Annotated in this window: 18 protein-coding genes; 4 read left to right on the forward strand and 14 right to left on the reverse strand. The window is 53.2% G+C overall.

Annotated elements, in window-relative coordinates:
• Nucleotides 1-10 precede the first annotated feature (10 nt).
• Nucleotides 11-2,020, forward strand: coding sequence for an alpha amylase C-terminal domain-containing protein (locus RDO88_RS11115; protein ID WP_307759441.1), 2,010 nt, complete (start codon nt 11-13; stop codon nt 2,018-2,020).
• Nucleotides 2,021-2,135: 115 nt separating this feature from the next.
• Here RDO88_RS11115 and RDO88_RS11120 read toward each other — a convergent pair whose 3' ends face one another.
• The 3 genes from RDO88_RS11120 to RDO88_RS11130 all read right to left on the reverse strand — a co-directional run bounded on the left by RDO88_RS11120 (nt 2,136) and on the right by RDO88_RS11130 (nt 4,834).
• Nucleotides 2,136-2,849 (reverse strand): hypothetical protein, encoded by a 714-nt coding sequence (locus tag RDO88_RS11120; protein WP_307759442.1) that lies wholly within the window; start codon nt 2,847-2,849, stop codon nt 2,136-2,138.
• Between the two features lie 130 nt (nt 2,850-2,979).
• The gene (locus tag RDO88_RS11125) at nt 2,980-3,786 is read right to left on the reverse strand and encodes a TrmH family RNA methyltransferase (RefSeq protein WP_307759443.1); all 807 of its coding nucleotides are present in this window, start codon (nt 3,784-3,786) and stop codon (nt 2,980-2,982) included.
• Between the two features lie 4 nt (nt 3,787-3,790).
• Complete coding sequence (locus tag RDO88_RS11130) at nt 3,791-4,834, reverse strand: alcohol dehydrogenase catalytic domain-containing protein (RefSeq protein WP_307759444.1); 1,044 nt, start codon at nt 4,832-4,834, stop codon at nt 3,791-3,793.
• Nucleotides 4,835-5,075: 241 nt separating this feature from the next.
• Here RDO88_RS11130 and RDO88_RS11135 point away from each other — a divergent pair, with 241 nt between their 5' ends.
• Nucleotides 5,076-5,552: a threonine/alanine tRNA ligase second additional domain protein gene (locus RDO88_RS11135; RefSeq protein ID WP_022020549.1), complete on the forward strand. Its 477-nt coding sequence runs from the start codon at nt 5,076-5,078 to the stop codon at nt 5,550-5,552.
• Between the two features lie 227 nt (nt 5,553-5,779).
• Here RDO88_RS11135 and RDO88_RS11140 read toward each other — a convergent pair whose 3' ends face one another.
• The 5 genes from RDO88_RS11140 to RDO88_RS11160 all read right to left on the reverse strand — a co-directional run bounded on the left by RDO88_RS11140 (nt 5,780) and on the right by RDO88_RS11160 (nt 11,791).
• Complete coding sequence (locus RDO88_RS11140; RefSeq protein WP_307759445.1) at nt 5,780-6,895, reverse strand: ABC transporter permease; 1,116 nt, start codon at nt 6,893-6,895, stop codon at nt 5,780-5,782.
• Between the two features lie 7 nt (nt 6,896-6,902).
• Entirely contained in the window at nt 6,903-8,006 is a 1,104-nt protein-coding gene (locus tag RDO88_RS11145) for an ABC transporter permease (protein WP_307759446.1), read from the reverse strand.
• 70 nt (nt 8,007-8,076) lie between these two features.
• Entirely contained in the window at nt 8,077-9,534 is a 1,458-nt protein-coding gene (locus RDO88_RS11150; protein ID WP_307759456.1) for an ATP-binding cassette domain-containing protein, read from the reverse strand.
• Nucleotides 9,535-9,555: 21 nt separating this feature from the next.
• Nucleotides 9,556-10,443, reverse strand: coding sequence for an HlyD family efflux transporter periplasmic adaptor subunit (locus tag RDO88_RS11155; RefSeq protein WP_307759447.1), 888 nt, complete (start codon nt 10,441-10,443; stop codon nt 9,556-9,558).
• Between the two features lie 79 nt (nt 10,444-10,522).
• The gene (locus RDO88_RS11160) at nt 10,523-11,791 is read right to left on the reverse strand and encodes a TolC family protein (RefSeq protein WP_307759448.1); all 1,269 of its coding nucleotides are present in this window, start codon (nt 11,789-11,791) and stop codon (nt 10,523-10,525) included.
• 176 nt (nt 11,792-11,967) lie between these two features.
• Here RDO88_RS11160 and RDO88_RS11165 point away from each other — a divergent pair, with 176 nt between their 5' ends.
• Nucleotides 11,968-12,855, forward strand: coding sequence for a helix-turn-helix domain-containing protein (locus RDO88_RS11165; protein WP_307759449.1), 888 nt, complete (start codon nt 11,968-11,970; stop codon nt 12,853-12,855).
• A gap of 26 nt (nt 12,856-12,881) precedes the next feature.
• On the opposite strand, the gene RDO88_RS11170 is transcribed toward RDO88_RS11165, so the two are convergent.
• Genes RDO88_RS11170 through RDO88_RS11180 form a run of 3 tightly spaced genes read right to left on the reverse strand, consistent with a single transcriptional unit; the run spans nt 12,882 to nt 14,563 of the window.
• Nucleotides 12,882-13,523: a DUF4252 domain-containing protein gene (locus tag RDO88_RS11170; RefSeq protein WP_307759450.1), complete on the reverse strand. Its 642-nt coding sequence runs from the start codon at nt 13,521-13,523 to the stop codon at nt 12,882-12,884.
• Between the two features lie 16 nt (nt 13,524-13,539).
• Entirely contained in the window at nt 13,540-14,067 is a 528-nt protein-coding gene (locus RDO88_RS11175) for a hypothetical protein (protein WP_307759451.1), read from the reverse strand.
• A complete protein-coding gene (locus RDO88_RS11180; protein WP_288314851.1) occupies nt 14,054-14,563 on the reverse strand; it encodes an RNA polymerase sigma factor in 510 nt (169 codons plus the stop codon). The genes RDO88_RS11175 and RDO88_RS11180 overlap by 14 nt, the downstream gene beginning before the upstream one ends.
• A 372-nt stretch (nt 14,564-14,935) precedes the next feature.
• Here RDO88_RS11180 and RDO88_RS11185 point away from each other — a divergent pair, with 372 nt between their 5' ends.
• On the forward strand, nt 14,936-15,430 hold the full coding sequence (locus RDO88_RS11185) for a DUF4143 domain-containing protein (RefSeq protein ID WP_374043943.1): 495 nt from the start codon (nt 14,936-14,938) through the stop codon (nt 15,428-15,430).
• Between the two features lie 4 nt (nt 15,431-15,434).
• Here the strand turns inward: RDO88_RS11185 and RDO88_RS11190 are convergent, their stop codons facing one another.
• From RDO88_RS11190 to RDO88_RS11200, 3 genes are all read right to left on the reverse strand, one after another.
• Nucleotides 15,435-15,560: a DUF1573 domain-containing protein gene (locus tag RDO88_RS11190; protein WP_307759453.1), complete on the reverse strand. Its 126-nt coding sequence runs from the start codon at nt 15,558-15,560 to the stop codon at nt 15,435-15,437.
• A 214-nt stretch (nt 15,561-15,774) separates the two neighbouring features.
• Nucleotides 15,775-16,818 carry a BF3164 family lipoprotein gene (locus RDO88_RS11195; RefSeq protein WP_307759454.1) on the reverse strand — a complete coding sequence of 348 codons (1,044 nt, stop codon included), beginning with the start codon at nt 16,816-16,818 and terminating at the stop codon, nt 15,775-15,777.
• A gap of 223 nt (nt 16,819-17,041) precedes the next feature.
• Nucleotides 17,042-17,818, reverse strand: a complete 777-nt coding sequence (locus RDO88_RS11200; protein ID WP_307759455.1) for a DUF1573 domain-containing protein — start codon at nt 17,816-17,818, stop codon at nt 17,042-17,044.
• Nucleotides 17,819-18,303: the final 485 nt, after the last annotated feature.

Here is an 18,303-nt window from a genome sequence, read left to right on the forward strand (position 1 = left end):
TTCATCCGTTATGGAAACACTGAACCTGATTAAAAATGATCCATGGCTGGAGCCATACGCCGAGGCCATCAACGGACGCCACCAGCATGCCATAGACAAGGAAGCCGAACTGACCAACAAGGGGAAAAAGACGCTTGCTGACTTTGCTTCGGGCTACCTCTACTTCGGCCTGCACCGCACAGACACGGGTTGGGTATTCCGCGAATGGGCACCCAACGCCACCCAAATCTTCCTGACCGGAACCTTCAACGGATGGAAGGAAGAAAAGAAGTTCAGCCTGAAGCGCAAAAGCAACGGCAACTGGGAACTGAAACTTCCGGCCGACACGCTGAAGCACGGAGACCTCTACAAGCTGAAGGTGTACTGGGAAGGCGGATGCGGCGAACGTATACCGGCATGGGCCACCCGCGTGGTGCAGGACGATGAGACCAAAATCTTCAGTGCACAGGTGTGGGACCCTGCCAAACCTTATAAGATGAAGAAGCGTGCCTTCAAGCCTGCCACCGACCCGCTGCTGATCTATGAATGCCACATCGGCATGAGCCAGCAGGAAGAAAAGGTGGGAAGCTACCGGGAGTTCCAGGAGAAGGTACTGCCGCGCATCGCAGCCGACGGATACAACTGCATCCAGATTATGGCCATCCAGGAACATCCTTATTACGGCAGTTTCGGCTACCACGTATCGAGTTTCTTTGCCGCCTCGTCGCGCTTCGGTACGCCCGACGAACTGAAGGAACTGATTGACACGGCCCACAGCATGGGGCTGGCTGTCATCATGGACATTGTCCACTCGCACGCCGTGAAGAACGAGGTGGAGGGTCTGGGCAACTTTGCCGGCGACCCCAACCAGTATTTCTATCCGGGCGACCGCCACGAGCATCCGGCATGGGATTCGCTCTGCTTCGACTACGGAAAGAATGAGGTGCTGCACTTCCTGCTGTCCAACTGCAAATACTGGATGGAGGAATACCACTTCGACGGTTTCCGCTTCGACGGCGTAACTTCCATGCTCTACTACAGCCACGGACTGGGAGAGGCGTTCTGCAACTACGGCGACTACTTCAACGGTCATCAGGACGACAATGCCATCTGCTACCTGACGCTGGCCAACCGCCTGATTCATCAGGTTAATCCAAAAGCCATCACCATTGCCGAGGAAGTGTCGGGCATGCCCGGACTGGCCGCGAAATACGAAGACGGCGGATACGGATTCGACTACCGCATGGCCATGAACATCCCCGACTATTGGATCAAGACCATCAAGGAAAAGATTGACGAGGACTGGAAACCTTCGAGCATGTTCTGGGAAGTGACCAACCGCCGCTCCGACGAGAAGACCATCTCATACGCCGAAAGTCACGACCAGGCTCTGGTGGGCGACAAAACCATCATCTTCCGCCTGATAGACGCAGACATGTACTGGCACATGCAGAAGGGTGACGAAAACTACGTCGTGAAGCGTGGTATTGCCCTGCACAAGATGATACGCCTGCTGACGGCCACCACCATCAACGGCGGCTATCTGAACTTCATGGGCAACGAGTTCGGACACCCCGAATGGATTGACTTCCCCCGCGAAGGCAACGGATGGTCGTGCAAGTATGCCCGCCGCCAGTGGAACCTCGTGGACAACAAGAACCTGGCTTACCACTATCTGGGCGATTTTGATACCGCCATGTTGCAGGTCATCAAGAGCATCAAGAATTTCCAGGCTACGCCCGTACAGGAAATCTGGCACAATGACGGCGATCAGGTATTGGCCTACATGCGCAAGGATCTGGTGTTTGTCTTCAACTTCAACCCGAAGCAATCGTTTACCGACTACGGTTTCCTGGTGCCTGCCGGCTGCTACGAAGTGATTCTGAACACGGACAACCCAATCTACGGCGGAAACGGATTCAATGACGACACGGTGAAACACTTCACCCTGCCCGACCCACTCTACAAAAAAGAGAAGAAGGAGTGGATGAAGCTGTATCTCCCCGCCCGCACGGCCATGGTGCTCAAACGGAAGAAATAAACGGAACTATACAGACAAAAAACGAGGGTGCACTTCAACTGTGGGTGCACCCTCGTTTTTTTGTCTGTAGACATTGTGCCGGCCAAACATCGGCACAAGTTCCGTATCGTCAGGATTATTCAGCCTGCAGCTGGATATCGATCTGCTTCAACATCGTGTTTACATTGTCCAGCATGGATTTCTGCTTCGGATTGGTCAACAGTTTGGAAACTGACTCCAGATAACCCTTGGCTTCCGTATAGATGGTCTTGGCCTTTGCTCTGTCTGTAGCCAAAGTCTTGCTGGCATCGTTATACTTCAATACACCCAGGCTGAACAGGGCATTGGTATTGTTTTCCTGAACATTCAGCACTTCCTTGAAAGCTTCTTCGGCAGCAGCCGTCTTACCGGCTTTCTGGGCAATGATACCTGTATTCAGGTAATGAGTAACATACATTTTGGTCAGCGACTTGTCGCCCGGAACTTCTTTCAGACCTTCCTTGATGGTAGCAAGGTATTCATCGGTCTTCTTCAGATCCTTCAGGGCACCGGCCTTGCCGATGTATGCGTTTACCAGATTATATTTCTTCTGAACGGCGATATCAAAATACTTGAGGGCGTCAGCGGGTTTCTTGATTTTGTCGGCGCAAAGACCACAGTTGAAAGCGATTACAGAATCCTGATTATTGGTCTGGTTCAGATAAGAGCTGAAATTGTTGTAGGCAGACTGATAATCTTTGGCTTCCAAGGCTGCGATGCCGTCGTTTCTCAGTTTTGCAAGGTCTGCTTCCTGAGCGAAAAATGTTGTAGCTGCACAACAGAGTGCAAGAGATAAGATTAATTTTTTCATATTGCTTTAATGGTTTTAAAAATATAACTCCAAAAGTAACAGCCTGAACTATAAGAAGCAAGTTTCTTTCACTTTTTTTGAGCATTGCCCCGAAAAAGTAACAAGTATTAGCTTTTCTTCAAGCTTCCGTTTACACCGGCAGGGAGCGCAGTTCCCAAAAAGCGACGGCCGAAGCAGCCGCCACGTTCAGCGAATCGACTCCGTGGGCCATGGGGATGCGTACCACATAATCGGCTCCGGCAATGGTTTCGCGGGGCAGGCCGTCGCCCTCGGTCCCCATCACCAGTGCCAGCCGGGGCTCTTCCTTCAGTATCGGGGCGTCCAGCGGTATGGAACGGTCGGTCAGTGCCATGGCGGCGGTACGGAAACCCAGTTCGTGCAGGCAAGTGAGCGGCTGCTCCACCCACGTCCACGGCACGAGGAAGACCGAACCCATCGACACGCGCACGGCACGGCGGTTCAGCGGGTCGCACGAGTCGGTGGTGAGCAGCACGGCATCAATGCCCAATGCGGCGGCCGAACGGAAGATGGCACCGATGTTGGTCGCGTCGACCACACCGTGGATGACCACTACTCGGCGGGCCTCCCGGCAAACTTTCTCCACCGCAGATGGAACGGGGCGGCGCATGGCACAAAGCACGCCGCGCGTCAGGGTATATCCCGTAAGACGGGCCAGCAAATCGCGTTCGCCCGTATAGACAGGAATATCACCTACGCGCGCAAGGATGTCGGCCGCATCGCCCGTCAGATGCCGGCGTTCGCACAGCAGAGCCACAGGTACATAGCCGGCATCGAGGGCCACACGGATGACCTTCGGACTCTCGGCAATGAAGATGCCCCGCTGCGGGTCGAGGCGGTTGCGCAGTTGCGCTTCGGTCAGGGTACTGAACACCTCCACTCCGGGATGGTCCAGCGACTGGATTTCTATGACTGGCATGGGCTTACTGCTGTTTTCCGGTGATGGCTACTTTGATCACTCCGTCCAGGCGGTTCTCGAAGATGCGGTAGGCTTCCTCAATGCGGTCGAGGGGGAAGCGGTGGGTGATGAGCGGCGTGGTGTCTATCTGCCCTTCGGCTATCAGGCGGAGAATCTCCGCACAGTCGCATCCGTCCACTCCGCCGGTTTTGAAGGTCAGGTTCTTGCCATACATGTCGGGCAGAGGCAGCACCTGCGGCCGGTCGTACAGGGCCACGACGGTAACTACCGCATTGGGACGGGCACACTCCCAGGCCAGGCGGAACGTGTCGTCGGCTCCGGCCACTTCGAGCACCACGTCGGCTCCGCCGTGCGCACTATGTTCGAGCACCTGCTCCCGGCACGCGTCGGGCGACACAACGAGCACGTCGGGATAATGTTCGCGCACGAAGCGGGCGCGTTCTTCCGACTTCTCGCAGACGATGACCCGCCGCGGCCGTTTCAACAATACGCACAGCAAGGTACAGATACCCGTGGGTCCCGCTCCGATGATAAGTACCGTGTCGTCCGGCCGGATGTCCGAGATGCGGGCGGCCCAGAAGCCGGTGGCCAGGATGTCGCCCACGAAGAGGGCCTGCTCGTCGCTGACGCCGTCGGGGATGCGGTTCAGTCCCTGGTCGGCATGGGGCACACGCACGTACTCGGCCTGCCCGCCGTCGATGCGGCAGCCCAGTGCCCAGCCTCCGTCGGGGTCTTCGCAATTGTTCACATAGCCGTGACGGCAGAAGAAGCACTCACCACAGAAGGTTTCTACGTTCACCGTCACCCGGTCGCCGGGCTTTACGGAGGTGACGCCCTCGCCCACCTGTTCGACAACGCCCACCATCTCGTGGCCGACGGTAATGCCGGGCACGGCACGGGGCACGCTGCCGTGTTTGATGTGCAGGTCGCTCGTACAGATGCTGCCCAGCGTGACGCGCACCAGGGCGTCATGCGGGTCTTTCAGTTGGGGCACGGGCTTCTCCTGCAATTCGAAGTGCCCGTGCTCCACATAGGTATATGCCAACATATTCTTTCTTTATTTAAATGGTTCGATGGTACAAAGCTATGGAATTTTACGTTCAGACAAAAGAACAGAAGCACAAAAATAATTATGCATGAAGGTTTAGACAGAAGAACAAAAGTACATAATTATTTATGGAGGATATAATATTCTTCTGTTCTTTTGTTCTTCTATCTGAAATTTACGTTCTTTTATTCTTCTGTCTGAAAGAATATTGTACTTTTGGCACCGAATAAATCAGTTAAATATGGAACAACAACCCCAACTCAACGAGCACAACAAGCAGGAATACCCGCCCATGCACACCTGCGAACACATCATCAACCAAACCATGATACGCCTCTTCGGGTGCGGAAGGTCGGTATCAGCCCACATCGAACGGAAGAAGAGCAAGCTGGACTACCGCCTGGAGCAGCAGCCGACGGAAGAAGACGTGAAGCGGCTGGAGGATGCCGTGAACGAAGTCATCGGCCGGCATCTGGATGTCACTACGGAATTCATCACGCAGGAGGAGGCCCGCGGCCGCTTCGACCTGCAACGTCTGCCCGACGACGCCTCGCAGACGGTGCGCATCGTCAAGGTAGGCGACTACGACGAATGCCTCTGCATCGGCACGCACGTGGCCAACACGGCAGAAATCGGAACCTTCCGCATCATCAGCCACGACTGGGACGAAGCGGAGAAGCGCTGGCGCATCCGCTTCAAGCTCGTCAGTCCGGCATAAATTCGTATGGATGTACCCGTTCCCTCAGAGGGGAACGCGTATCCTATAGGAGGAAACGGCCGTTACCATTGAAGGGAACGGTCGTTACCATTCAAAGGGAACGCCTGTTTCCTTTAAAGGGAACGAGCGTTTCCTTGTACAGGAAACGGGCGTTTCCACATAGAGGAAACGGATATCATCCCCAGAAACCAGACCTTTCGTGCCCGTTTCTCTCTGCAAACAGGCACTCAACCGCTCTTGCGGTAACTCTTCACCGCCCACAGATTGAAGCCTGCGGCAAAGAGCAGAAGCATGCCCAGCTGCGGAAGCAGGTCGGCCACACCGCCTCCACGAAGGTAGACGGTACGCATCACCTCCACGAAGTAACGCAACGGATTGGCGTAAGTCAGGGACTGCGCCCAGCGGGGCATGCTGTGGATGGGGGTGAACAGACCGCTCATCAGTACCAGAATCAGCATGAAGAAGAACATGACAAACATGGCCTGCTGGAGCGTGGACGAATAATTGGACACCACCAGCCCGAAGCCCGACACAAGCAACAGGAAGATGATTGCAAAGAAATAGAGCGTCCCGAAATGGCCCACAGGCAGAATGCCGTAGAGCAGCCACGCCAGCACGAAGGCAATGGTGAGCACCACCAGTCCCGTCAGCCAGTAGGGTATCAGCTTGGCACAGATGAAGGTGAACTTGCGCACAGGCGTCACGTTAATCTGCTCGATGGTGCCCGCCTCCTTCTCGCCCACCACGTTCAAGGCCGGAAGGGCACCGCAGATAAGGGTAAGCAGCATCACCATCAGAGCCGGAACCATGAAGAGCTTGTAGTTGAGCCGCGGATTGTAGAGGTTCAGCGTCCGCACCGACACTTGCGGCAACCTGAAAGCGGGCGCCATGGAACGCCCTTCGGTAGCGGACAGGCTGCGGGCGTAATCCGAGATGATGGACGACAGATAGGAACTGCCCATACCGCCCTTCGTGCCGTTCACCGCATTGGCAGCCACCAGTACACGGGGCGCTCCGCCACGCATCCAGTCCTTCTCGAAATCGCGCGGAATCTCCAGCACAATGTCGGCCGAACCCGCCTCCACATGCCGCAGGGCCTCATCGTAAGTCGCAGGAAAGGCCGACACACGGAAGTAGTCCGATGCCGCCACCTTCTCCACCAGCCGCCGCGACAGGGGGCTGTGGTCGCCGTCTACAATGTCCAGCCGGATGTTCCTGATTTCCAGACTGGCCGCCCATGGCATCAGAATCATAATCATGCAGGGGAACAGCAGGATGAGCTTCGGGATGAACGGATTCCTGAAGAGCTGCTTGAATTCTTTTTCTATCAGATACTTTATCATACGACTTTCATTCTAACCGGTTCTTGAACTTTTTGAGGCTGACCGTGACCAGCACCACCGCCATACCCAGCAGCACGCCCACCTCGGTGAGCACATTCACCACATCGACGCCCTGTATCATCAGCTTGCGCACGGCCTGGATGTACCACCGCGCCGGAATGGCCGCCGAAATGCCCTGAAGCACCCAAGGCATGCTCTCCACCGGGAAAATCATGCCGGACAGCAGCATGGTGGGCATCATCAGTACCAGTCCCGAAGCCAGCATGGCCGCCACCTGCGTCTGCGTCAGGGTAGAGATGAGCAGCCCCAGCGAGAGCGACACGAAGATGAAGACCAGCGACACGGCCACCAGCCACGGCAGACTGCCCGCCACAGGCACATGGAGCACGTAGACCGACAGCAGCAGGATGGTCGTCAGGTTGACGAACGACAGCACGAAGTAGGGCACGGCCTTGGACAGGATGATGAAGATGGGCCGCACGGGCGAGACGAGCAACACCTCCATTGTGCCCATCTCCTTCTCGCGGACGATGGAGACGGACGTCATCATGGCACAAATCAGCATCAGGATGAGCCCCATGACACCGGGCACGAAGTTGTAGACACTCTTCATCTGCGGATTGTAGAGCAGCTTCACTTCGGGCTGCAGCAAAGGGACGTTCACTCCGGCAGGCAGCAATTCGCGGGTCGCAGCGGTGATGATGCCCGTGGCATAGCTGGTCTGCATGGTGGCCGTGTTGGGGTCGGTAGCGTCGGTCACCAGCTGCACGGCGGCGTCGCCCGTATAGAGCCCGTCCGCAAAGCCCGGACTAAACACCACAACCATATCCACCTGCGAGCGGCGGAAGGCCTCATCCATCTCCTGCGGTGTGTGGAAGCGGGCCGTCAGCGTGAAATACTCCGAAGCGTCCAGCCGCTCGACGATGCGGCGCGTCAGTACGTCGTCCGAAGGGTCGAGCACGGCCATGCGCACGTTCTGCACCTCGGTGGTGATGGCAAAGCCGAACAGGATAATCTGCACCACAGGCATCACGAGCAGGATGAGCATCGTCCTGCGGTCGCGGAAGATGTGGCGGAATTCCTTGCCGGCAAATATGAGAAACTGTTTCATTTCAATCAGGAGTTAAAGTAGTTAGAGGGAGTTAAGGGGGAGTTAGAGGCCGATAGTCGTATGCATCGTTTCAAGTCACCCGCTCCGCCTCGCGCGCCAGCCGCCGGAACACTTCGTCCATCGTGGCGGCATGGAAGGTTCGTTTCAGTCCGTCGGGCGAGTCAAGGGCACGGATGCGCCCGTCCACCATGATGGAAATGCGGTCGCAATACTCTGCCTCGTCCATGAAATGGGTAGTGACGAAGACCGTGATGCCGCGGTCGGCCGCCTGATAGATGAGCTCCCAGAACTGGCGGCGCGTGGCAGGGTCCACCCCACCCGTCGGTTCGTCCAGAAAAACAATCTCCGGTTCGTGGAACACGGCCACCGAGAAGGCCAGCTTCTGTTTCCAGCCCAGCGGCAGGCTGCCCACCCGTGTGTTGCGCTCCGCCTCCAGCCCGATGCGGCGCAGCACCTCGTCGGTACGCGGAGCGATGTCGGCCTCCTTCACGCCGTAGATTCCCGCGAAGAGGCGGATGTTCTCCCACACCTTCAGGTCCTCGTAGAGCGAGAACTTCTGGCTCATGTAGCCGATGTGGCGCTTCACCTCCTCGGGTTGCCGTTCCACGTCGAAGCCAGCCACCGTAGCCCGTCCGCCCGTAGGCCGGCTCAGGCCCGTGAGCATGCGCATGGCGGTAGTCTTCCCCGCCCCGTTGGCACCCAGAAAGCCGAAGATTTCGCCCCGCCCCACGCTGAACGAGATGTGGTCCACAGCCACGAACGAGCCGAACTGCTTCGTCAGTTCCTCCACCTCGATAACCGGACGGTCGGCATGTCGCGTCTCGTCGTGACTGAGGCCCGGCGGACAGAGAATGGCGGCAAAGCACGTCAGGATGCGGTCGGGCGTGTCAATGCCGTGCACCTGTCCCCGGTTGAGGAAAGCGATGCGGTCGCACTGACGCGCTTCGTCCACGATAGGGGTGGAGACAACAATGGTGATGCCCTGCTCCTTCAGGCGGCGAAGCATGTCCCATAGCTCCCGGCGCGACACAGGGTCCACGCCCGTGGTAGGTTCGTCCAGGAACAGCACCTCAGGCTTGTGGATGAGGGCGCAGCTCAAGGCCAGCTTCTGCTTCATGCCGCCCGAGAGGGCTCCGGCACGGCGTGTGCGGAAGGGTTCTATCTGACTGTAGATGTCGCGCACCAGGTCGTAGTTCTCACGGATGGAGGTACCGAAGACGGTGGCAAAGAACTGGAGGTTCTCCTCCACCGTCAGGTCGGGATAGAGCGAAAAGCGTCCGGGCATATAGCCCACACGGCGGCGTATCTCCTTGTACTGCCGCTCCACGTCGAAGCCCGCCACCATGGCCCGTCCGCTGTCCGGCCGGAGCAGGGTGGTCAGGAGGCGGAACAATGTGGTCTTCCCTGCCCCGTCGGGACCGATGAGCCCAAAGATCTCGCCACGGCGCACCGCGAACGATACGCCATCCACAGCCTTCAACGCACCGTAGCTCTTCGTCAGTCTGTCTGCTGTCAGTATGGTTTCCATCATCATGCAATTTACAATGACTCAAAAGCGCAAGCCGCCGTACATGCCTATCTTCAGTCCGCCGTCGTTGCGCACGGCTACCTTGACGGCATAGACCAGATTGGCCCGTTCGTCACGCGTCAGGATGTTCTTGGGCGTAAACTCCGAGGTGTCCGAAATCCACGTCACCTGCCCCTCGTATTCACGCTGCTGCCCGCCACCGTAGTCGGCCACGACGGTCACCGTCTGCCCTAACCGGACTTCGGCCAACTGCTCGCCGGTGACGTAGGCACGCAGGTACATCCGCTCCATATCGCCCAGCCGGAAGAGCGGCGTGCCGGGTGCCACGAACTCGCCCGCCTCGGCATACTGCGCCAAGACGGTTCCTGCCACGGGAGCGCAGACACGGCACTTGGCCAGCTGGTCGTCCACCTGCGCCACCTGGATATCGACGGACGACGACTGCCACGACAGGCTGCGGTCGCTGTTCTGCAAGGAGGAGTTCTGCGCCGCCAGCTGCTTGCGCAGCACTTGGAGCAGTGACTCGGCATCGTCCAACTGTTTGCGGTTGGCCGCATCGGCCTCCAGCAGACGCTTCACGCGGTCGCGCTCCCGTTCGGCCTGACGAATCTGTTCCTGCGTGGCGGCTATCTGCTTGCGGATGTCAGGACGCTGGTCCGATACGGAACGCGCGCTGGCCTCCAGCTGCAGTTTCTTGAAGTAGAGCTGCACAGTATCCACCAGCCCCACCGCCTGACCGGCTTCCAGCTTCATGCCTTCCTCCACATCCATGCGGAGCAGTTTGCCCGAAGCCTCAGCAGACACAACGACCTCGGTCGTCTCGAAGGTACCCGTAGCGTCGTAACGGTCGCCGCCGCCCGAACAGGCGGCCAAAGTCAGAAGAATAAAAATTGTTGCAAAGGGTTTCATACAAAATGGTTAATGGTTAATGATCAATGGTAAATGGTTTATGACGAACGATTAATTCTCCATTCTCAATTTTCAATTCTCAATTATTCAGCGTGTGCCTCCAGTCGTACAGCCTCATCAGCCACTGTATCTCGTGGATGGCTTTCTGCTGGCGGGCCAGGCTCTCGGCGGTGATGTCTCGCAGGAGGTCGTTCACCGTGTACGTGCCACTCTGCAGCTTGGCTTCCGAAGCCTGACGGATACGGGTCCGCAGGCGGATAATTTCGTCGTCATCCGCCATCTGGCGGCGCAGGGCACGCACATTGGCTTCCTGACGGGTGGCTTCCAAGCCGGTGTTGAAGAGAAAGGTGCTTCGCCCCGCCTCCAGCATCCGGCGGTTGTTCTCTATCAGGCGGCGGTCGTTCTTCAGCGTGTAGAGCCGTCCCAGGTTCCACGACAGGCTGACGCCCGCCACGTAGTAAGCCTTGAACTTGTCCTCCAGCATGTTCAGGCCGGGGTTGCCATATCCGCCCTGTACGAAGAGGCCTAGCCGGGGCATATAGCCCGTGCGGAGCGAAGCGTCCTGCGCTGTGAGCCGGGCCGTCTGTGCGTCATACCACCTCAGCTCGGGGCGACGGTTCTCCCCGTCCTCCGGTTCCGCGGCCAGGGGCTTCTCCAGCATCAGCTCTTCTTCGGACGGACGGCCCAGATAAAGCAGGAGCATTTCGGCATAGGCACGGCGCGAAGCCTCCATCGCCACACGCTGCTGACGAGTGCTGAGCTGTTCCACAACCACCTCATCCAGGTCGCTGCGGTTGGCCGTTCCGTTGTCCACACAGGCGCTCACGGTGCGGTGCGTCCGTTCCAGGTTGTCCTGCAACAGGCGGTTCTGCTCCAGCTGTTCGTCCAGCAGCAGGATACCGAAGTAGAGCTGATTCACCCGCTCGTCCAGCGCATAGAGGTCCACGTTCAGTTTCTCCGTATCGACCTCGGCTCCGGCCCTCACCAACTGCTTGCGCCATTTCGTTTCGCCGCCGTCCCACACGGACTGCTGCACCTGCAGCGTCACCTGATACTGGTCGCGGGGCATGAAGTTGACGTCGATGCCCGGCAATTCGAAAGGCAGTTTGGTTACGTCGCTCTGATAGGACGCCTTGGCCGAGAGGCTGACCTGCGGCAGATAGGCTTTGGCGGCATTGGCCACGTCGTATTGCGCTGCCTGCTCAATCAGGCCATACTGGCGGATAAGGGGATAATTGTCGCGTGCCTGACGACGGCATTCTTCCAGCGAGAGCTGCGCACGGAGCGGCGGCAGGCACAGAGCAGACAATAATAAAGAGAGGAACAATCTGTTTCTTTTCATAAACAACAAGGGTTAAGTAAACCAATCATGTTGCAAAGATAAAAGGAAACGGGACAGATATACATTCTTTCGCGCAGTATCTCTGTCCCATTTGTACGATTTTCGGTAGAAATGTCCGCCGACATTCCCCTTTTTCTGTTTTTATCCGCATATTTGCGGCATCATTACCAAACGAAAGCATCATGGAACACCAGAAACCCATCCACCTGACACTCGACTTTCTGAACGGAATCGGTGTAGCCGCCAACAACGACTACGCCTTCATCAACCGCGAAATGGGCATTGTGAGCAGCATGTGCGGCATGAACAACCGCCTCTTCAAGACCGGCCAGCCCTATCGGGCCAAGGAAGTTCGGATATTCCACGTGAAGCAGGGCAAGGCACGTACTTCGGTCAACCTCATCGAGCACACGCTGGGAGAACACTCCTTCGGTATCATCCCGCCGGACTCTCTCCTGGAGTTCCTCGAATTCGACGAAGAGTTCGACTTCCAAGTGCTGGCTGTGGACAGCAACTTCATTCCTACGCCCCAGCACGTCGTCCTGACAGACCAATATACAGGACAAGCCTTCTGCATGAGCGACAATCTGGAAGAATGGCAACGGACAGGTACCTATTTCTCGCTGATATGGGATGCCGTCCATCTGTACCCATACCGGCGTGAAGCAGTACGCCATCTGGTCACATCGCTGTTCTACCACTTCCACTACCTGCAGGCCGACAACCACCGCGACGAGCAGCTTCGTCCGTCACGTCAGGAAGAACTGTTCCGCCGCTTCATCACGCTGGTCAACGAGCACTGCAAGACACAGCGCACCACCGCCTTCTACGCCGACCGCCTCTGCCTGTCGCCCCGCTACCTGAGCACCGTCATCCGCGACGTCAGCGGGCGCACCGTTGTGGAGTGGGTCAACCAGGCCATCATCCTCGAAGCCAAAGTACTGCTGAAGCACAGCGACCTGCTCACCTATCAGATAGCCGACGAGTTACACTTCCCCAACCCTTCGTTCTTCAGCAAGTTCTTCAAGCGGATGACGGGCATGACGCCGCAGGAGTATCAGCGAACGTAAAAACACTGCACTGTTGCCGGACCCATTTAATCCTGAAGCGACTTCATGTCGTCGCCCAGCTTCTTCATGTCTTCAATGAATTTCTTCCACTCGTCGGAGCTGAACGCACGCTCCAGATCCTTCAAATCGATATGAGATCCCTGAATGCCCATGGCCTGCAAGTCTTCCAAACGATAGACTCGGGAAGGGGTGACGTATCCACTGGTGTTCTGGTAGAGCAGGATGTTCTGCACGTCCTTGGTTGTCATCTCCCCTTCCAGGTAAACGAATTTCAGCGAGGCGGGCCCGTTGGTTACCATTATCAGCTCCTTCACCTTGTCGCCCTTGCGGTTGACGTAGAACTCGGAAGACGACACCGTTCCCTTCTGCTTCATCAGCAGCTCGTAGCGCGAGGACTTCACCCAATCGCGAATGTCTTTCAGCAAATCCACTTTGATCATTTTATCCATCGTCGAGACAATCTGCACCGAGTTCAACTGCGAAGCCGCCTTGCCGATGTAGATGTCCTTCGTGAATAAGCTGGGGTTCATCTCCAGCATGGCTTTGGAGATATAGACGGACGACACATTCTTCCTGTCACTGTATTTCTTGAACAACTCCTGTTGGGCCTGGCCCAGCAGCGGTAATGCCAGCAGTAGGCTGACCAAAAGCATTTTGATGGTTTTCATAACAATTGATGTTTTTTTATTTGGATAATTCTTGTTTCACTTCCTGCTGCACCACGTCCATCTGCGACTGTACTTCCTGCATCTGCTCGATACCGGCCCTCCAGTTGCTCGACATTTCACTGAACGTAGCCTGCAGCACACGATAAGCGTCCTGCGGGTCGCTGAAGGTGTCGAGCGGCGTAGGCGGCACAGACTTCTTCTCCATCGTGGCCACGCCCCACCCGATGCCTATCAGCACCAGGAACGTGGCTGCCACGCCAGCCACCCAACGCCAGTTGCGGCGTGTGCGGTTGGGACGGAGGAAGTGCGGCAGCTCCTCGTCCTTGCGGTCTATCAGGCGCGACAGCTTCTCTTCCAACCCTTCAGGCACGGATACTTCCTGCGGACTCTCCTCCTCCAGAGCCGCCAACAGCCTGCAGTCGGCCTCCAGATGTTCGGGTACGTCCTCCGTACGCAAGGCTTCCTTCAACCTGTTTTCTTCATGCTCATCCGTCGCCCCGTCGTAGTAGGCAGCGAGCAACCGTTCCATTTCATCGACTTTCATAGTTGTTCCATTTAGTAAATTCTTCACGTATCTTCTTTCTCGCCCTCGACAGGAGCACACGGACGTTCACCGCGTTCAGTCCCGTCAGCCTCTCCACCTCTTCGTAGGAGCATCCCTTCACGTCGCGCAGCATCATCACCATCCGCTGCTGCTGGGGCAGACGGGCTATCAGCATCCTCACCAGCTGTGCGTCGTCCTTCGCTTCCCGGCCGTCGGCAGGCAGTGCGTTCTGTGCTTCGGTCAGGGGCAGGTGCTGCCTGTCGGAAAGGTATTTGCCCGATCGCAGCAGGTCGAAGCACATGTTCTTCACCAGCGTGACGGCAAAAGCTTCGGGATTGCTGATGAGCGTCAACTCCTCGCGTTTGCTCCACAGCTTCAGGTAAGCTTCCTGAATGAGGTCCTCGGCGTCTTCGGCGTTCTCCAGCAACCTGCAGGCCACTCCGTACAGCTTGGCGTGGCAGGGCAGAAACATTCGTTTGAAACTCTCGGCATCCATGTGCTCTTTCTTCTATTCTTCTTTTATCAGTCCTATACCCATCAGACGTAGGGACGAAGTGTTTTGTTACAAAGGCCACCTGTTTTTTTATGCATTGCTTAAAATAGAGACTCAATTTATTTATTGACAATAAATAAAAAGATACTCATTTATTTGTTTCCAATAAATAAAATCCTTACTTTTACAGCAAGTAACAATTAAAAGAAATATGGCTATATCCAAAGAAATACTTTGATGACGAACGGCTGATTGAAATGACTTCCGACGACTTCGATACCATTTTACAAACTTATAAAGCCGTATATCCGTACAAACCGATACTTCTGTTTGACGAAATTCAGAATATAGACGGTTGGGAACCAAATTGCCAATCTGGTAAAGGGGACAGGCGTAAACACATCAACCGCATCCGTCATCCAATATGTAGAGTTTGCCAAAGAGGCCTGCATAATTCTGGCACTTGAAAATTACGCATCGAAATTTGTGGAAAAGGAAACCATCAAGAAACACTATTTCATCGATAACGGCCTTCTCAGCATTTTCCTTTCCGAATCAACAGCCCCACTACTGGAAAATCTATGCGTCATCCATCTATACCGGAAATATGAAGAAAAGTTGTATTTCTACAATAAAAACATAGAAGTGGACTTTTATGTCCCTGAAGAAAAATACGCCATTCAAGCGTGCGTAACTCTGCACGATGAAGAAACAAAAAACAGAGAAATCGGTGCACTGACAAAACTGGACCAACTCGAATCCCTTGAAAAGATGACAATCGTAACACTGGAAGAAGAAGATGCCATTACAACTCCGTCTGGGAAAAGCATTGAAATAGTTCCTGCCTGGAAGTGGATGACGACCAAATAGCTTCTTATGAATGTCCCGGATTGTCCGCCTTGTAAGTCACCCGCAACACCAGGCTTTCGCCCGGACGGGCCGGTTTCCCGTCGTACTCCACACGCGTGCAGCCGCACGAAACATAAGTGTCGAAAATCACCAGCGGATGCCGCCTTCATTTCATTTAACCTATTATTTTGATCAATACATATAGGATAAGTAAAATCATTCATATGCAACATACTTATAATATCCCGTTCCTTTTCGGGCGAAAAAAAGAAAAGAAGAAATAATAAAATTATAAACTAAAATTTCATTCTAACCATCCAATTTAAACACTTTGAATACAACAATTTATTTATATAATTTATATTTCATTCCAAAACAGGGAATCCGTAGAGTGCATAATCCAAATCAGAATCCAAACCCAAACACAAAATTATATTTTCAGAAGGACTATAAGTTATACTTTTTACCTGTTTATTCAAATGTAACATCTTACAGGCATTTCCTTGCCAATCCCACACCAAAATCTTATCGGCAAAAAAAGCTTGTTCCCTATTGTTCTGCATAATTTCAAGCAATGTTTTCTCATTATACAAAGCATATATATATTTCCCATCTGAAACGACAGAAGAAACACTTAGTTTTGTCTTCGGGTCCATTACTCCTGCTTCCATAGAAGCCGATGCAAATACAGGTGGACAAATCACATTTGAAAGTTCCAGTTTTATCTGATTTATATCCGAATAATTATAAATTTCCATGACATCCCCATATACAGAAAACCATGCGATTTTTTTAGTGAATGGGTTAACCAAACAAGGTCCTTGCAAAGCATGAGAAACTGCCAAAGATGATAAATTGGAAAGATTTACCATATCTCCGAATTTAACCGTTTTCTCTTTATGATAACAAGTAAATCTCTTTTCATCCGCTATATTTAAAAAGAAAGCCATATCTCCATCATATGCTACCGCGCAAGATGAATGCTTAGGTGCTCTATTATCTATTTTTACAAATTGTATACTATCGCCTTTTTGTATAAAATGGAAAACAGAAGATAATGACAAATCATAAGCATAAAAAGAAGTTGATTCATTTCCTACACCGATTGTTTGAATACTCAATGCCTCATTCTGTCCTTGACCATGAGGAAGAACACGTTGAATATCACCTGTTTTAATATTATAACCCATCAATAACATTGGCAACTGAGGCTCTGAGAAAATGACAAAATCACCACAAGAAAGTAACATATTTGGCTGTCCTAATGAATCAACCAACTCTGAATAAAATTCAGATAAAGTGACCTCCTCCGCTTCGTCAAACAAATCCACATAAGTACGATTTCCTTTTTGAACATCACAAGCATAAACAATGAAGGTCAAAGCTAAAATCCATATTTTGTTAACCATAAAACTATTTTTACAACATTAAGACAGATGCTGTATCTCAAAAAAACAAGATGTATTTAATTAAGATACAGCAAGCTTATTCTCAACCCATTATGAGCCCTAACCTCAGGCAGTTCCCACTCATTCCTCTCTTATTATCATTTCCTCCCACCTGGCAAAATCGGCTTCTCATCAATACTCCGTATGTAAGTAATCATACAAAACACACATACTGCAATCCATATTAAACAGACTTTCCGGTAAGTTCAAATTGCAAAACCGATTCGTCAATGTTACAATAGATATGAACCGTTCTATAAAATAAGCCTTTTTGTTCCGCCTTATAACACAAATGAACTGCCAAACTATCACCTGGCGAGGCAGGTTTCCGCTCATAATCAACAATCGTACAACCGCAGGAAGAAACAGCATCCAAAACAATCAAGGGATTCTCCCCCACATTTTTCAGATAAATCGTTGTGTCCCGTTTTTCCTGATGGAACTCACCGAAATCTATCACCTGTGATGGAACAGAAACGGTAGTCCGCGCTTGTACCCTTCTATTAGGAACAGACATTAACCTGTTCAAATAAAATTCCTTCATTCTCGAACTGTACACCGGATTGCCCACAACAACCACCCGGTTGTCCTTGTCAAGCAAGAATGTTTGATAAGGATATTCTGAAGGGAAATGATTCAACCGGTTCATTTTATCTTCCAAATCCAGACAAACCGGATAATCGAACTTTTCCATTCTCAGCACGCCCTTCATGATACGGACATTGTTCGGGTACAGGAAAAACAAGACAGGAACATCCAGCTCCAGAGAGTCCAGCTGACGGATGAACTCCTTCCAAGCCGGAAGCCGCAACTTGCAACTGGAACATCCTAAAGAATCAATGTAGGTGACAATCTTATATTCCGTCCGGGGTACCGTGTCATACACAAAATCCTTACCGTAAACACTGAACACGCATCCTTCCGGAAATTTAATTTCCTTTCCACTCCATTCCTTCAGCAATTGTCCAATCTGGTCTTTCTCCGTTTTCTCCTTACACGATAAGAAGACTGACAACAATCCCAGCACACATACAACAGACAACAATTTTCTCATTTGAAATAACATTTTACAAGAAACGGATTGTCCTCCTCGGTACGACCCTTCAATTTGGCAAATTCCTGTTCATCCAGCACATGCTTGTAAGTTTCCATATCTTCATAAGAGGCCAAAGACAACAGGAAGTCGTCACAGAAATACATCGGATTGAGTACCACACCCTCCGTCGTCTGACGAAAGAAAAAGCTTTTGCCATCTGACTTACGGTAAAACAAATGATCGCCAACACGTGGAGCGAACTCAAAACTAAATTGAGCATAGTAATATTTGTTATTTTGTCTGTTTTCCTGAATACAATAAGGAATAGTCGATTCCTGTAATAACTTTATTATATTAACGTGAGTTCGACGAATTCAAAACAAAGCAAGCTGTGTGTCAAATGTACGTTG

It is taken from the genome of uncultured Mediterranea sp., from assembly GCF_902493215.1.
Taxonomy (GTDB): domain Bacteria; phylum Bacteroidota; class Bacteroidia; order Bacteroidales; family Bacteroidaceae; genus Bacteroides.

What these genes read in the sequence shown, in the direction of transcription:
- RDO88_RS11125 (WP_307759443.1), bottom strand. Translation starts at nt 3,786, where the DNA reads ATGCCAGTCATAGAAATCCAGTCGCTGGACCATCCCGGAGTGGAGGTG.
- RDO88_RS11135 (WP_022020549.1), top strand. Translation starts at nt 5,076, where the DNA reads ATGGAACAACAACCCCAACTCAACGAGCACAACAAGCAGGAATACCCG.
- RDO88_RS11195 (WP_307759454.1), bottom strand. Translation starts at nt 16,818, where the DNA reads ATGGTTAACAAAATATGGATTTTAGCTTTGACCTTCATTGTTTATGCT.
- RDO88_RS11150 (WP_307759456.1), bottom strand. Translation starts at nt 9,534, where the DNA reads ATGGAAACCATACTGACAGCAGACAGACTGACGAAGAGCTACGGTGCG.
- RDO88_RS11145 (WP_307759446.1), bottom strand. Translation starts at nt 8,006, where the DNA reads ATGAAACAGTTTCTCATATTTGCCGGCAAGGAATTCCGCCACATCTTC.
- RDO88_RS11115 (WP_307759441.1), top strand. Translation starts at nt 11, where the DNA reads ATGGAAACACTGAACCTGATTAAAAATGATCCATGGCTGGAGCCATAC.
- RDO88_RS11130 (WP_307759444.1), bottom strand. Translation starts at nt 4,834, where the DNA reads ATGTTGGCATATACCTATGTGGAGCACGGGCACTTCGAATTGCAGGAG.
- RDO88_RS11175 (WP_307759451.1), bottom strand. Translation starts at nt 14,067, where the DNA reads ATGAAAGTCGATGAAATGGAACGGTTGCTCGCTGCCTACTACGACGGG.
- RDO88_RS11120 (WP_307759442.1), bottom strand. Translation starts at nt 2,849, where the DNA reads ATGAAAAAATTAATCTTATCTCTTGCACTCTGTTGTGCAGCTACAACA.
- RDO88_RS11155 (WP_307759447.1), bottom strand. Translation starts at nt 10,443, where the DNA reads ATGAAACCCTTTGCAACAATTTTTATTCTTCTGACTTTGGCCGCCTGT.
- RDO88_RS11170 (WP_307759450.1), bottom strand. Translation starts at nt 13,523, where the DNA reads ATGAAAACCATCAAAATGCTTTTGGTCAGCCTACTGCTGGCATTACCG.
- RDO88_RS11165 (WP_307759449.1), top strand. Translation starts at nt 11,968, where the DNA reads ATGGAACACCAGAAACCCATCCACCTGACACTCGACTTTCTGAACGGA.
- RDO88_RS11180 (WP_288314851.1), bottom strand. Translation starts at nt 14,563, where the DNA reads ATGGATGCCGAGAGTTTCAAACGAATGTTTCTGCCCTGCCACGCCAAG.
- RDO88_RS11140 (WP_307759445.1), bottom strand. Translation starts at nt 6,895, where the DNA reads ATGATAAAGTATCTGATAGAAAAAGAATTCAAGCAGCTCTTCAGGAAT.